Origin of the sequence: Micromonospora sp. NBRC 110038, from assembly GCF_020884815.1 — a bacterium.
Lineage (GTDB): Bacteria > Actinomycetota > Actinomycetes > Mycobacteriales > Micromonosporaceae > Micromonospora > Micromonospora haikouensis.
In genome coordinates this window covers 1,421,584-1,437,616 of sequence record NZ_BBOL01000001.1, presented here as the reverse complement: position 1 = coordinate 1,437,616, position 16,033 = coordinate 1,421,584, and the positions used below count along the sequence as shown (strand labels likewise).

2 protein-coding genes are annotated in these 16,033 nt (G+C 75.6%); both read right to left on the bottom strand.

Features of this window, described 5'->3' with window-relative positions; translation table 11 throughout:
• Nucleotides 1-34: 34 nt before the first annotated feature.
• Nucleotides 35-4,984, bottom strand: a complete 4,950-nt coding sequence (locus LPU61_RS05560; protein ID WP_374199623.1) for a type I polyketide synthase — start codon at nucleotides 4,982-4,984, stop codon at nucleotides 35-37.
• Nucleotides 4,985-5,056: 72 nt separating this feature from the next.
• Complete coding sequence (locus tag LPU61_RS05555; RefSeq protein WP_229404326.1) at nucleotides 5,057-15,997, bottom strand: type I polyketide synthase; 10,941 nt, start codon at nucleotides 15,995-15,997, stop codon at nucleotides 5,057-5,059.
• Nucleotides 15,998-16,033 lie beyond the last annotated feature (36 nt).

Sequence of the window (16,033 nt, the reverse complement as noted above, 5' to 3'; positions counted from 1 at the left end):
CTTCCTCGCAAGGGACGGGGGTGAGCCGGGCGGATCAGGAGATGCCGAGGTCCTTGTCCACCATCGCGAACAGTTCGTCGTCGGTGGCGTCGTCGAGGTGCCGGCCGATGTCGGCGCCGCCGCCGGCCTGGCCGAGGCGGGAGAGCATCGCCTGGAGGCGTACGGTGGCCCGCACCCGGGCGGCCTCGTCGCGCGCCACCACGTCGAGGCTGTCGGCGATCCGGTCGAGGTCGTCGAGGAGGACCGTCGGGGTGACCACGTCGTCGTGGGCGACCTCGGCGAAGAGGTACTCCGCCAGCGTCGTCGGCGTCGGGTAGTCGAAGACGAGGGTGACGGGCAGGGCGACGCCGGTGGCGGAGCCGAGCCGGTTACGCAGCTCGACGGCGGTGACGGAGTCGAAGCCCAGCTCGCGGAACGCCCGGTGCTCGTCGACCGACTCGGCGGACGGGTAGTTGAGCACGGCGGCGACCTGGCCGCGGACGAGGCCGAGGAGCACGGCGAGCCGGTCGGCGGCGGGCAGCCCGGCGAGCCGCTCCTGGAGCGAGTCGGGGCCGTCGCCGGTCTCCACGGTGGCGATCCGCTCGGTCGCCTGGAGCCGCCGCACGTCCGGCAGGTCGCTGATCAGCGGGCCGGGCCGGGTGGCGGTGAAGGCGACGGAGAACCGCTCCCAGGCGATGTCGGCGATGGTGAGGAACGCCTCGCCGTGGTCGACGGCCTGGTGCAGGGCGGCGATGGCCGCGTCGGGGGCCATTTCGGGTACGCCGTGGCGGTGCAGCAGCTCGCCGAGCGGCCCGTCGGCCATGCCGCCGCCGGCCCACGCGCCCCAGGCGATGGAGGTGGCGGGCAGGCCGAGGCCCCGCCGGTGCTGGGCGAGGGCGTCGAGGAACGCGTTGCTGGGCGCGTAGTTGCCGACGCCGGAGCTGGCGACGCTGCCGGCGAAGGAGGAGAACATGACGAACGCGGACAGGTCCAGGTCGAGCGTCAGCTCGTGCAGGTGGTACGCGACGTCGACCTTGGCCTGGAGGACCCGTTCGATCTGGTCCAGCCGGATGTCGTTGATCATGGCGTCGTCGAGGACGGCGGAGGCGTGCACGACCGTGGTGAGGGGATACTCGGCCGGGATCGACTCGATCAGCGCGGCGAGGGCGTCGCGGTCGGCGGCGTCGCACTCGACGACGCTGGCCTGCGCGCCTAGCGCGGTGAGGTCGTCGACGAGCTGCTGCGCGCCGGGCGCGTTCATGCCGCGGCGGCTGGCGACGACGATGTTCTGCACGCCGCTGCGGGCCAGCCAGCGGGCGGCGTGCCCGCCGAGGGCGCCGGTGCCGCCGGTGACGAGCGCCGTCCCGTAGGGCTCCCACGGGTTGGCGGGCTGGCTGTCGCCGAGCGGCACGCGGGTGAGCCGGCGGGCGAGGAGGCCGCCGGGGCGTACCGCAATCTGGTCCTCGTCTCCGGCGGCGGTGAGGGCCGCGACCAGCAGGCCGGCGCAGCGCTCGTCGACGGCCTCGGGCAGGTCGACGAGGCCGCCCCAGCGCTGCGGGTGCTCCAGGGCGGCGACCCGGCCGAAGCCCCAGACGAGGGCCTGCGTCGGGGAGCGCAGCAGGTCGGCGCGGCCGACGGAGGCGGCGCCGGAGGTGACGGCCCACATGGGGGCGCGCAGGCCGATGTCGCCGAGGGCCTGGAACAGCGCGACGGTGGCGGCGAAGCCGCCGGGCACGGACGGGTGCAGCGGGTGGACCAGCTCGTCGAAGGCGAGCAGCGACACCACGCCGGTCACGTCGGCGGGCTCGTCGGTGCCGCCGTCGGCGACGAGGGCCTCGCGCAGCAGCTTGCCGAGCAGGTCGCGGTCGGCGTCGGTGGTGGAGACGGGCACGGCGACGACGGTCGCGCCGGCCGCCGTGACGGCCTCGACGCAGGCGTCCTGCCAGGGCTCGACGATGTCGCCGGTGGGCAGGACCACGACCCACGTGCCGGTCATGCCCCGGTTGGCGATGCCGGTCAGCGGCTTCCAGGTGTCCTGGTAGCGCCAGCTGTCGATGTCGGACTGCCGGCGGCGCTTGCGCCGCCAGGAGGTGAGCAGCGGCAGGGCGGGGCCGAGCGCGTCGAGGGCCTCGTAGGCGGGGGTGTCGTCGGTGGCGACGGCCTCGGCGAGGGCGGTGAGGTCGCCGCGTTCCACGGCGGCCCAGAAGCCGGCGTCGTCGGGGTTGACCGAGCCCTGGAGCAGCGCCTCCAGGTCGACGCCGCCGCTGCCGTCGAGCCAGAACCGCTGGTGGTCGAACGCGTACGTGGGCAGCGGCACCACCTCGGCCTCGGCGAGGACCCTGGTGAGGTCGACGGGCAGGCCGATCGCGTGCGCGGTGGCCAGGTTGGTCAGCAGCCGGGTCGGGTCGTCGTCGCCCCGGCGCAGGCTGCCCAGGGTGTGGCCGGTGACCCCGGCGTCGTCGAGGATCGCGGTGACCGGCATGGTGAGCACCGGGTGCGGGCTGATCTCCACGAACGTGGAGTGCCCAGCCGCCACGGCGACGCGGACGGCCGCGTCGAACTGGACGGTCTGCCGCAGGTTGTCGTACCAGTAGTCGGCAGTCATCGACGCCGGGTCGACCCAGTCGCCGGTGAGCGTCGACACGAGCCGGGTGTGGCCGGGCTGCGGGGTGACGTCGGCCAGGTCGGCGCGCAGCCGCTCGGCCACGTCCTGCACGGCGGCGGAGTGCGACGCGTAGTCCACCGGGATCAGGCGCGCCCGGATGCCGTCGGCCTGGCAGGCGTCCACCAGGTCCGCGACGGGCTGCGGCGGGCCGGACACGACCACCGTCGACGGGCCGTTCACGGCGGCCACACCCACGCCCGGGAACGCGGCGAGGCGTTCGGTGACCGCGTCGGCGGACAGGTCCACCGAGGCCATGGTGCCGGTGCCCCGCAGCACGGCGAGGGCCCGGGACCGCAGGGCGACGGTCTTCGCCGCGTCGTCCAGGGACAGGATCCCCGCCACACACGCGGCACCGATCTCGCCCTGCGAGTGGCCGACGACCGCGTCCGGCACGACGCCGGCCGCCCGCCACACGGCGGCGAGCGCGACGCCGACGGCCCACAGCACCGGCTGCACGACCTCGACCCGTTCCAGCCACGACTCGTCGTCGCCGGTCAGCACCGACACGAGGTCGACGTCGAGGTGGGGGGCGAGGGCCCGCTGGCACTCGGCCAGCTTCGCGTCGAAGACGGGCGTGCGGCCGACCAGGCCGGCGGCCATCCGCGCCGACTGCGCGCCCTGGCCGGGGAAGACGAAGACGGGTCCCGCGCCGGAGCCGGTGACCGTGCCGGTGACCAGGTTGCCGGCCGGCTGGCCGGCGGCCAGGGCGTCGAGCCCGGCCAGCAGCTCCCCGGCGTCCGCGCCGACGACGGCGGCGCGGTGGTCGAACGTGGACCGGGTGGTGGCCAGGGACCAGCCGACCGCCGCCGGGGCGAGGTCGTCGTGCTGCCGCACGTGGGCGGCGAGCCGGGCGGCCTGGCCGGCGAGGGCCGCCTTCGACCGGGCGGACACGGGCCACACCGTCACGTCCGAGTCGACGAGCGCGGCGGCGGCAGTCTCCGCCTCGGCGGCCTCCGTGTCGACGGCCTCCCCGGCGTCCGGGGCGGCGGCCTGCGGCCGGTACTCCTCCAGGATCACGTGGGCGTTGGTGCCGCTGACGCCGAACGAGGAGACGCCGCCGCGCCGGGGGCGGTCCAGCTCGGGCCACGGCTTACGCTCGGTGAGCAGGGACACCGCCCCGGCGGACCAGTCGACGTGCTTCGACGGCTCGTCGATGTGCAGGGTCTCCGGCATGACGCCGTTGCGCAGCGCCATCACCATCTTGACCATCCCGGCGACGCCGGCGGCGCTCTGGGTGTGGCCGATGTTCGACTTGACCGAGCCGAGCCACAGCGGCCGGTCGGCGGGGCGGTCCTGGCCGTACGTGGCGATGAGCGCCTGCGCCTCGATGGGGTCGCCGAGGGTGGTGCCGGTGCCGTGCGCCTCGACCATGTCGACGTCGGCGGTGCCGAGCCGGGCGTTGGCGAGGGCGGCCCGGATGACCCGCTGCTGGGAGGGGCCGTTGGGGGCGGTGAGGCCGTTGGACGCGCCGTCCTGGTTGAGGGCGCTGCCCCGGATCACGGCGAGGACGGGGTGGCCGTTGCGCTCGGCGTCGGCGAGCCGTTCGACGACGAGCACGCCGCCGCCCTCGCCCCAGCCGGTGCCGTCCGCCCCCTCCGCGAACGCCTTGCACCGGCCGTCAACGGACATGCCGCGCTGCCGGGAGAAGACGACGAAGACGCCGGGGGTGGCCATGACGGTGACGCCACCGGCGATGGCGAGGTCGCACTCGCCCCGGCGCAGCGCGTTCACGGCGAGGTGCAGGGCGACCAGCGACGACGAGCAGGCGGTGTCGACGGTGACGGCCGGGCCGTTGAGGCCGAGGGTGAACGAGATCCGGCCGGACGCGACGCTGGTGGTGTTGCCGGTGCCGAGGTACATGTCGACGCCCTCGGGGACGTTCGGCAGGCCCATGCCGTAGTTGGAGGTGCTCACGCCGACGAAGACGCCGGTGGAGCTGCCCCGCAGCGACAGGGGGTCGATGCCGGCCCGCTCGACGGCCTCCCACGACGTCTCCAGCAGCAGCCGCTGCTGCGGGTCCATGGCGAGGGCCTCGCGCGGCGAGATGCCGAACAGGGTCGGGTCGAACGCCCCGGCGTCGTCGAGGAACCCGCCGACGCGGGTGTAGCTCTTGCCCGGCTTGTTCGGGTCCGGGTCGTAGAGGGCCTCCAGGTCCCAGCCCCGGTCGGCCGGGAACTCGGTGAGGGCGTCCCGGCCGTCGGCGACGATCTCCCAGAGGTCCTCGGGTGACCGGACGCCGCCGGGGAAGCGGCAGCTCATCGAGACGATGGCGAGGGGCTCGGTGTCGCGGGCCTCGACGGTCTGCAGCTTGCGCTTCGTGTCGTGCAGGTCGGCGGTCACCCGCTTGAGGAAGTACCGCAGCTTGTCGTCGCTCATCGGGTCGCACCTGCCTCGATCCGGAAGTCGGTCATCTCAGGAGATTCCAAACTCTTTGCTGATGAAGTCGAAGATCTCGTCGTCGCTGGCCGCGTCGAGATCGGGCCGGTCCTGCTCCGCGGCGGGGCCGGCGGCGAGGTCGGTCGCCTTGGCGAGCAGGTCCCGCACGCGGGCGGTGAACCGGTCCCGGGCCGCCGGGTCGAGCGGGATGGTGGTGAGCAGGCTCTCCACTGTGTCGATGCCGGAGAAGATGGGCTGGGTGGACGGGGCCGCGTCGGCGGCGATGTCGCCGGCCAGCCGCTCGGCGAGCGCGGCCGGCGTCGGGTAGTCGAACACCAGCGTCGCCGGCAGCCGCAGCCCGGACAGGGCGTTGAGCCGGTTGCGCAGGTCGACGGCGGTGAGCGAGTCGAAGCCCAGGTCGGTGAAGAGCCGGCCCGGGTCGACGGCGTCGGCGCTGGCGTGGCCGAGGACGGCGGCGATGTTGGCCCGCACCACGTCGAGCACGACCTTGAGCCGTTCGGGGCCGGCCAGGCCGGCGAGCCGCTGGGTCAGCGGCACCCCGCCGGTGCGGGTGCCGGCGTCGACCGAGCGCCGCATCGGCGCCCGGACCAGGGCCCGCAGCAGCGGCGCAAGGGCGCCCGCCTCGGCCTGGGCGCGCAACGCCGACACGTCCAGGCGCATCGGCACGACCGCCGCCGCGTCGAGCCGCCACGCCGCGTCGAAGAGGTCCAGGGCCTGCCCGGTGGCCAGGCCCGCCGCGCCCTGCTCGGCGATGCGCCGCACGTCGGCGTCGCCGAGATGGCCGGTCATGCCGCTGGCCTGCTCCCACAGGCCCCAGGCGAGGGAGATGCCGGGCAGCCCCCGGGCCCGCCGGTGCGCGGCGAGCGCGTCGAGGAACGCGTTGGCCGCCGCGTAGTTGGCCTGGCCGGCGCTGCCCAGCGTGGCCGCCGCCGAGGAGAACAGCACGAACGCGGCGAGGTCCAGGCCGGCGGTGAGCCGGTGCAGGTGCCACGCCGCGTCGATCTTCGGCACGGCCACCGCGTCGACGCGTTCGGGGGTCAACGACTCCAGCACGCCGTCGTCGAGGACACCGGCGGCGTGCACGACGGCGGTGAGCGGGTGCGCGGCGGGCACCCCGGCCAGCAGCGCCGCGAGCGCCTCCGGGTCGGCGGCGTCGCAGGCGGCGACGGTCACCCGCGTGCCGGCCTCGGCCAGCTCGGCGACGAGGTCGCCGATGCCGTCGGCCGCCGCGCCGCGCCGCCCGGCCAGCAGCAGGTGCCGCACGCCGTGGGTGGTGGCGAGGTGCCGGGCCAGGATCCGGCCCAGCACGCCGGTGCCGCCGGTGATCAGCACGGTGCCGTCGGGGTCGACGCCGCCGGGCAACGGCTCCACCCCGGCCGGGACCCGGCCGAGGCGCGGCGCACGCACCTGGCCGGCCCGCACCGCGAGCTGCGGTTCGCCGGAGCCGATCGCGGGGGCCAGCGCGGCGGCGCTGGCCGGGTCGGCGTCGAGGTCGACCAGCTGCAGCCGGCCCGGGTGTTCGAGCTGCGCGGTGCGCAGCAGGCCCCACACCGGGGCCTGGGCCAGGTTGACCGCCGGCCGCTCCCCCGCCGCGACCGCGTCGCGGGTGACCAGCACCAGCCGGGACCCGGCGAACCGGTCGTCGGCGAGCCAGGTCCGCACCGCCGCGAGGGTACGGTGCGTCGTGGCCCGCGCCTGCGCGGCGAGCCCCGGGTCCGCGTCGTCGTCCCCGCCGCCACCGACCCCGACGATCACGGCCTCGGGGGCGGGTTCGCCCCCGGCGAGCAGGTCGCCGAGCGAGTCCAGGTCGACGTCGCTGCGCACCCGCGCGCCCGCCGACTCGCAGGCTGCGCTGAGGGTCAGGTCGTCGCCGCCGAGCACCGCCCAGCGGGTGGCCGCCGGCACCGGGCCGGTCGGCACGGGCAGCGCCGGCCAGTCCACCTGGAACAGCGACTCGTGCCGGCCGGAGCGGGCCGCGCCGAGGGAGTCACCGGAGACCCGGCGCATGATCAGGGACTCGGCGTGCAGCACCGGCGCGCCGGTGGCGTCGGCCACCTGGAAGGCGACCCCGACCTCGCCTGCCGCGCTGACCCGCACCCGCAGGGCGGTGGCCCCGGCGGCGAGCAGGGACACCCCGGTCCAGGCGAACGGCAGCCGGGGCACGGTGGCGTCGCCGCCGTCGCCCATCCGGCCGAGGAAGCCGCCGATCGACATGGCCTGCAACGCGCCATCGAGCAGCGCCGGGTGCACCCCGAACCGGCCCGCCTCGGCGTGGTGGTCGGCGGGCAGCTCCACCTCGGCGAAGACCTCGTCGCCCCGGGTCCACGCGGCGCGCAGGCCGCGGAACGCCGGCCCGTACCCGAAGACGGTCGCCTCGATGCCGGAGTAGAAGTCGTCGTTCTCGACGGGGGTCGCGCCGGGCGGCGGCCACACCCCGAGGTCGAAGGCGGGCGGGTCGGCCGGGGCCGGGGCGAGCAGGCCGGTGGCGTGGCAGGTCCAGGCCACGTCGGCGAGGATCTCGTCGGAGCCGTCCCGGTACGGACGGGAGTGCAGCTGCACGGCCCGGCGGCCGTCGTCGTCGCGTTCGGCGACGGTGAGCTGCACCTGGAGGGAGCCCAGCTCGGGCAGGACGAGCGGGGCGAGCAGGGTCAGCTCGTCCACCCTCGGGCAGCCGGCCTGCTCGCCCGCGTACGTCGCCAGCTCCACGAACGCGGTGCCGGGCAGCAGGATGTTGTCCATCACCCGGTGCTCCCCGAGCCACGGGTGGGTACGCACCGACAGCCGGCCGGTGAACACCATCCGCTCGCTGTCGGGGAAGGTGAGGGTGGCGCTGAGCAGCGGGTGTCCGGCGTCCTGGAGGCCGGCGGAGGCGACGTCCTGCGCCCGGTGCGCGGGCGGCTCCACCCAGAACCGCTGGTGCTCGAACGCGTACGTGGGCAGGTCGACGGTCGCCGTCTCGGCGAGCACGGTGCGCAGGTCGACGGGCAGGCCGATCGCGTGCGCGGTGGCCAGGTTGGTCAGGAGTCGAGTCGGGTCGTCGTCACCCCGCCGCAGGCTGCCCAGCGTGTAACCGGTGACCCCCGCGTCGTCGAGGATCGCCGTCACCGGCATCGTCAACACCGGATGCGGGGAGATCTCCACGAACGTGGAGTGCCCGGCGGCGATAGCGACCCGGACGGCGGCATCGAACTGGACGGTCTGCCGCAGGTTGTCATACCAGTAGTCCGCCGTCATCGACGCCGGATCCACCCAGTCACCCGTCAGCGTCGACACCAGCCGAACCCGACCCGGCTGCGGGGCGACGTCCGCCAGGTCCGCGCGCAGCCGCTCCGCGACGTCCTGCACGGACGGGGAATGCGACGCGTAGTCCACCGGAATCAGCCGCGCCCGGATCCCCTCGGCCTGGCAGGCGTCCACCAGATCCGCGACGGGCTGCGGCGGCCCGGACACGACCACCGTCGACGGGCCGTTCACGGCGGCCACACCCACACCCGGGAACGCGGGGAGGCGCTCGGCCACCGAGTCGGCGGACAGGTCCACCGACGCCATCGCCCCAGTCCCGCGCAACACCGCCAGGGCACGCGACCGCAACGCCACCGTCTTAGCCGCATCCTCCAGGGACAGGATCCCCGCGACACAGGCAGCGCCGATCTCGCCCTGCGAGTGACCCACCACCGCCTGCGGGGACACGCCCGCGTGCTCCCACACGGCGGCCAGGGCGATGCCCACGGCCCACAGGACCGGCTGCACCACCTCCACCCGCTCCAACCACGACTCGTCATCCCCGGTCAACACCGACACGAGATCCACGTCGAGGTAGGGGGCGAGGGCACGCTGGCACTCGGCAAGGCGCGCGTCGAACACCGGCGTACGACCGACCAGGCCGGCGGCCATGCGTGCCGACTGCGCCCCCTGACCCGGGAACACGAACACCGGACCCGCACCGTGACCCGACGCCACACCGGCCACCACATTGCCCGCCGGAGCGCCTGCGGCGAGCGCGTCCAGACCAGAGAGGAACTCCTCCACACCCGCGCCGACCACGGCGGCCCGCTGGTCGAACGTCGACCGGGTCGTCGCCAGAGACCAACCGACCGCCGCGGTGTCCAGCACGCCGTGCTCCCGCACGTAAGCGGCCAGCCGCTCGGCCTGACCGGCCAGGGCCGCCTTCGACCGGGCCGACACCGGCCACACCGTCACATCGGCGGCCAGCAGCCCGGGGACGCCGGTGACGGCCGGGGCCACAGGCTCGTCGCCCTGCTCGACGATGACGTGCGCGTTGGTGCCGGAGATGCCGAACGACGACACCGCCGCCCGACGGGGCCGGTCCACCGCCGGCCACGGCCGCGCCTCGGTGACCAGGTCCACCGCGCCCGCAGACCAGTCGATGTGCGGCGACGGCTCGTCCACGTGCAGGCTCGCCGGCACCACACCGTGGCGCATCGCCTGCACCACCTTGATCACACCCGCCACACCCGCCGCCGCCTGCGCATGACCGATGTTCGACTTGATCGACCCGAGCAGCAGCGGCCGGTCGCCGGGACGGTCACGCCCGTAGGTCGCGAGGAGCGCCTGCGCCTCGATCGGGTCACCCAACGTGGTGCCGGTGCCGTGCGCCTCCACCACGTCCACATCCGACGTGGACAACCGGGCGTTCGCCAGGGCCTGCCGGATCACCCGCTGCTGCGACGGACCATTCGGCGCGGTGAGACCGTTCGACGCGCCGTCGGAGTTGATCGCGGTGCCGCGTACCACGGCGAGGACGTGCCGGCCCTGCCGGCGAGCGTCGGAGAGCCGCTGCACGAGGAGCATGCCGACGCCCTCGGACCAGCCCGTCCCGTCGGCCGACGCCGCGAACGACTTGCACCGCCCGTCGGCGGCGAGGCCGCGCTGGCGGGAGAACTCGACGAAGGCGGTGGGGGTGGCCATGACCATCACGCCGCCGGCCAGAGCGAGGTCGCACTCGCCGGCACGCAGCGCCTGCCCGGCCCAGTGCAGGGCGACCAGCGACGACGAGCAGGCCGTGTCGAGGGAGACCGCCGGCCCTTCGAGGCCGAACGTGTACGCCACCCGGCCGGAGATGACGCTGCTGGTCATCCCGGTCAGCATGTAGCCCTCGGCGGCCTCCGGCGAATACGCGAGCAGGCTGCCGTAGTCCTGGCCGCTGGTGCCGACGAACACGCCGGTGCTGCTGCCCCGCAGCGTGGCCGGGTCGATGCCGGCGCTTTCGAAGGTCTCCCAGGTGGTCTCCAGCAGCAGCCGCTGCTGCGGGTCCATGGCGAGGGCCTCGCGGGGGCTGATGCCGAAGAAGCCGGGGTCGAACCGGTCGACGCCGCGCAGGAAGCCGCCGCCGCGGGCGTAGAAGGTGCCGCTGGCGTCGGGGTCGGGGCTGTAGAGGCTGTCGAGGTCCCAGCCCCGGTCGGTGGGCAGGTCGGTGATCGCGTCGACGCCGTCGGCGACGAGCCGCCACAGGTCGTCGGGGGACCACACGCCGCCAGGGAGCCGGCACGCCATGCCGACGATGGCGAGGGGCTCGTCGTCACCGACTGCGACGCTGGTGGTGGCGGTCCGGACGGGCACCGGCGTGCCGGCGATCTCCGTGCCGAGGTGGCCGGCGAGGTCGGCCGGGGTGGGGTAGTCGAAGACGAGGGTGGCGGGCAGCCGCATCCCGAACGCGTTGTTGAGGCGGTTGCGCATCTCGACGGCGGTGAGCGAGTCGAAGCCGAACTCGCTGAACGCCCGGCGCGGCTCGATGGCGGCCGGGTCGGGGTAGCCGAGCACGGCGGCGGCCTGCCCCCGGACGATCTCCACGAGGGCGGCGACCCGGTCGGCGTCGCCGAGCGCGGCGAGCTGCTGGACCAGGGACGCGCCGGTGGTCGCGGCGGCGGCGCGGGCGGGGGTGCGGATCAGGGCCCGGTACAGCGGCGGGATGCTGCCCCCGGCGAACTGCACCTTCATCGCGGCGAGGTCGAGGCGGGCGGGCACGAGGGCGGCGTCGCTGCGGCGGCAGGCGGCGTCGAAGAGGGCCAGCCCCTCCTCGGCCTCCATGGCGGCGACGCCGGAGCGGGAGATCCGGTTGAGGTGGACGTCGTCCAGTTCGGTGGTCATGCCGCTGCGGTCGGCCCACAGGCCCCAGGCGAGGGTGAGGGCGGCGAGGCCGCGTGCCCGGCGGTGCTGGGCGAGGCCGTCGAGGAACGCGTTGGCGGCGGCGTAGTTGCCCTGGCCGGGGCCGCCGGCGGTGGCGGCGAGCGACGAGTACGAGACGAACGCCTTCAGGTCGAGGTGGGCGGTCAGCTCGTGCAGGTGCCAGGCGGCGTCGACCTTGGGCCGCAGCACGCCGTCCATCCGCTCGGGGGTGAGGGAGGAGACGACGCCGTCGTCGCGTACCCCGGCGGCGTGGACGACGGCGGTGAGCGGGTGCGCGGCGGGGATGGCGGCGAGCAGCTCGGCGACGGCGTCGCGGTCGGCGACGTCGCAGGCGGCGGCGGTGACGGTCGCACCGAGTTCGGCGAGTTCGGCGCAGAGTTCGGGGATGCCGGCGGCGGCCCGGCCGCGCCGGCTGGCCAGGACGAGATGCCGGACGCCGTGGACGGTGACGAGGTGCCGGGCCATGAGCTGCCCGAGGGTGCCGGTGGCGCCGGTGACGAGCACGGTCCCGTCGCCGTCGAACGGGGCGGCGGGCGGCTCGGCGGGGGCCGGCACGCGGGTGAGCCGGGCCCCGGCGGCGACGCCGGCCCGGATGACCACCTGCGGCTCGTCGGTGTCGACGGCGGCGACGAGGGCGGCGGCGCAGCCGGCCGGGTCGTCGACGTCGACCAGCAGGAACCGGTCGGGGTTCTCCGACTGCGCGGAGCGGACGAGGCCGATGACGGCCGCGCCGGCCAGGTCGGTCAGGTCGGCGTCGGCGGCCGTGGCGACGGCACCCCGGGTGAGCACGACGAGCCGGGAGGTGGCGTACCGGTCGTCGGCGAGGAACCGCTGCAGCACGTCGAGCGCCCGGTGGGTGGCCTCGGCGACGGCGCGCGGCACGTCGTCGGTGGCCGGCGGGTCGAGGAACGGCACGACCAGCACGTCGGGGGCGTCCGTGCCGGCGTCCAGCGCGGCGGCCAGGCCCGCCAGGTCGGGGTACGCGGCGACGGCCGTCCCGGTGGCGGCGAGCGCGTCGGCGAGGCCGGCGGCGTCGCCGAGGACCGCCCAGCCAGTGGTCGACGGGCCGGCGGGCAGGGCGAGCGGGGCCCACTCGATGCGGTACAGCGACTCGGTGCCGCCGCCGGAGGCGACGCGGAGCTGGTCGGCGGAGACGGGCCGCAGCACGAGGGAGCCGACGGAGATGATCGGCGCGCCGTCGACGTCGGCGAGGAGCAGGGAGACGCTGTCGGTGCCGGTGTGCGAGACGCGGACCCGGGCCGCCGCCGCGCCGGCCGCGTGCAGGGCGACGTCGTTCCAGGAGAACGGCAGCCGGCCGTAGCCGGGCGGCACGTCCGCGCCGGACGGTTCGCCGGCCGGCGTGGTGAGGCCGAGGGTGTGCAGGGCGGCGTCGAGCAGCGCCGGGTGCAGGCCGTACCCGCCGGCCTCGGCGGCCGGGGTCTCCGGCAGGGCCAGCTCAGCGAAGAGGTCGTCGCCGCGCCGCCAGGCGTTACGCAGCGCGATGAAGGACGGGCCGTAGTCGTAGCCCTGGGCGGCGAGGTTGACGTACAGGTCGTCGGTGGGGACCTCGGTGGCGCCGGGGGGCGGCCAGGCGGTGAGGTCGGACCAGCCGGGCGGGCCGGCGGGGGCGGCCGGGCCTCCGGCGAGTACGCCGCTGGCGTTGCGGGTCCAGCCGCGCTCGCCGCCCTCGGCCGGTTCGCTGTCGACGGCGGAGTGCAGGGAGACGGACCGGCAGCCGGTGTCGTCGGCGGGGCCGATCCAGAGTTGGATGTCGACGCCGCCGGTCTCGGGCAGGATCAGCGGCGCTTCCAGGGTCAGCTCGCGGACGTGGTCCGCGCCGACGTGCGCGCCGGCCTGCAACGCCAGTTCGACGAAGCCGGTGCCGGGCAGCAGCACGGTGTCGAAGACGACGTGGTCGCTGATCCACGGGTGGGTACGCCGGGCGAGCCGCCCGGTGAACAGGAAGCCCTCGGCGTGGGCGACGCCGACGGCCGCGCCGAGCAGGGGGTGCTGGGCGGGGCGCAGGCCGACGGCGGTGACGTCGCCGGTCCACCCGGCGCCGGCCTCGGGCCAGTACCGCTGGTGCTGGAACGCGTACGTGGGCAGGTCGACGCGGGTGGCGTCGGTGCCGGCGAACCACGGCCGCCAGTCCACGGTGGTCCCGTGCACGTGCAGTTCGGCGAGGGCGGCGAGCAGGGCGTCCGCCTCGGGGCGGTCCTTGCGTCCGGCGGCGACGGCGAGCACGCCCTCGGCGTCGGGAAGGATCTCGGCGGTCAGCGCGGTGAGGACGCTCGACGGCCCGATCTCCAGGAACGTGCCCGCCCCGGCGGCGCGCAGGGCGGCGATCCCGTCGGCGTAGCGGACCGCCTCGCGGACGTGCCGCACCCAGTAGTCGGCGGTGCGCAGGTCGTCGGCGTCGGCGAGGGCCCCGGTCACGTTGGACACGACGGGCAGGACGGGAGCGGCGAAGGTCAGCGTGGCGAGGACCGCCCGGAACTCGGCCAGCATCGGCTCCATCAGCGGGCTGTGGAACGCGTGACTGACGGTCAGCCGGCGGGTGCGCACGCCCCGGCCCTGCCAGAGCTGCTCGACCTCGTCGAGGGCTTCGACGGCCCCGGAGACGACGACGGACGTGGGCCCGTTGACGGCGGCGATCCCGACGTCGGCCCGACCGGCGATCGACTCCGCCACCGCCTCCTCGGCCGCGTTGACCGCGAGCATCCCGCCCCCGGCCGGCAGCGCCTGCATCAACCGGCCCCGGGCGGCCACGAGCTGGCAGGCGTCGGCCAGGGACAGCACCCCCGCCACGTGCGCGGCGGTGATCTCACCGACCGAGTGGCCCCCGACGAAGTCAGGCACCACCCCGAACGACTCCACGAGCCGGAACAACGCCACCTCGACGGCGAACAACCCGGCCTGCGTGAACACGGTCTGGTCGAGCAACGCCGCCTCGGCGGAGCCCTCCGGCGCGAACAGCACCTCCCGCAACGGCTGCGGCAGCAGCGGATCCAGGTGACCGCACGCCTCGTCCAACGCCGACGCGAACACCGGGAACGCCGCGTACAACTCCCGGCCCATGCCGGCGCGCTGCGCGCCCTGACCGGAGAACAGCACCGCGAGCGGACCCCGGTCGGCGGCCTGGCCGACCACCGCGCCGGACGCGTCCCCGGCGGCGAGGGCCCGCAGCCCGGCGGCGAGGTCGTCGCGGCCGGCGGCGGCGACGACCGCCCGGTGGTCCAGGGTGGAGCGGGTGGCGACCGACGAGAAGGCGACGTCGAGGGGGCGCAGGTCGGCGTCGGCGTTCAGCCAGTCGGCCCAGCGGCCCGCCTGCGCGGCGAGCGCGGCGGCGTCGCGGGCCGACACCACCACCGGTACGACCGGCCGGTCGGCCGGCGGCGCGGCGTCGGCCGGGGCCGGCTCGGCGGTCGGGGCCTGCTCGACGATGACGTGGGCGTTGGTGCCGGACACCCCGAACGACGACACCGCCGACCGGCGGGGCCGCGCGACGGACGGCCACTCGGTGGCCTCGGTGACCAGTTCGACGGCGCCCGCGTCCCAGTCGACCTGGGGGGTGGGGGCGTCGACGTGCAGGGTGGGCGGCACGACGCCGTGCTGCATGGCGAGGACCATCTTGATCACACCGGCGACGCCGGCGGCGGCCTGCGCGTGCCCGATGTTGCTCTTGATCGAGCCGAGCAGCAGCGGCGCGGCGTCGCCCCGGTCCTGCCCGTACGTGGCGAGCAGCGCCTGCGCCTCGATCGGGTCGCCGAGGCGGGTGCCGGTGCCGTGCGCCTCCACCACGTCGACGCCGCCGGCGGCGAGGCCGGCGTTGGCGAGGGCCTGCTGGATCACCCGCTGCTGCGACGGCCCGTTGGGGGCGCTCAGCCCGTTGGACGCGCCGTCCTGGTTGACGGCGGAGCCCCGCACCACAGCGAGGATCGGGTGGCCGTTGCGCTGCGCGTCGGAGAGCCGCTCCAGCAGCAGCACGCCGACGCCCTCGGACCACCCCGTCCCGTCGGCGGCGGCGGCGAACGCCTTGCACCGGCCGTCGGCGGCCAGGCCGCGCTGCCGGGAGAACTCGACGAACGCGGCCGGGGTGCACATGGCGGTGACGCCCGCGACGACGGCGAGGGTGCACTCCCGCTGCCGCAGCGCCTGCCCGGCGAGGTGCAGGGCGACCAGCGACGACGAGCAGGCGGTGTCGATCGTGACCGCCGGCCCCTCCAGGCCGAACGTGTAGGAGATCCGGCCCGAGACGACGCTGCCGGCGTTGCCGGTCATCAGGTGCCCCTCCAGGCCCTGCGCGGCGCCCATCAGCACGCCGCCGTAGTCCTGGCCGGTGGAGCCGGCGAAGACGCCGGTGCGGCTGCCCCGCAGCGAGTGCGGGTCGATGCCGGCCCGCTCGAAGACCTCCCACGAGGTCTCCAGCAGCCACCGCTGCTGCGGGTCCATGGCCAGGGCCTCGCGGGGGGAGATCGCGAAGAAGCCCGGGTCGAAGTCCGCCAGGTCGTGGACGAAGCCACCCTGGCGCGTGTACGAGGTGCCGGACTGCTCGCCGTCGGCGTCGTAGAGCGACCCCAGGTCCCAGCCCCGGTCGGCCGGGAAGTCGCCGACCACGTCCCGGCCGGACGCGACGACGTCCCACAGGTCCTCGGGCGAGCGCACGCCGCCGGGGAAGCGGCAGCTCATGGAGACGATGGCGATCGGTTCCTGCTCGCCGGCCTCCACCTCGCGCAGGCGCTGCCGCACCTGGTGCAGGTCGGCGGTGACCCGCTTGAGGTAGTCGAGAAGCTTCGCCTCGTCAGCCATGGACCGCCCACTCCTTGTGTTGACCCGTCGATCCGT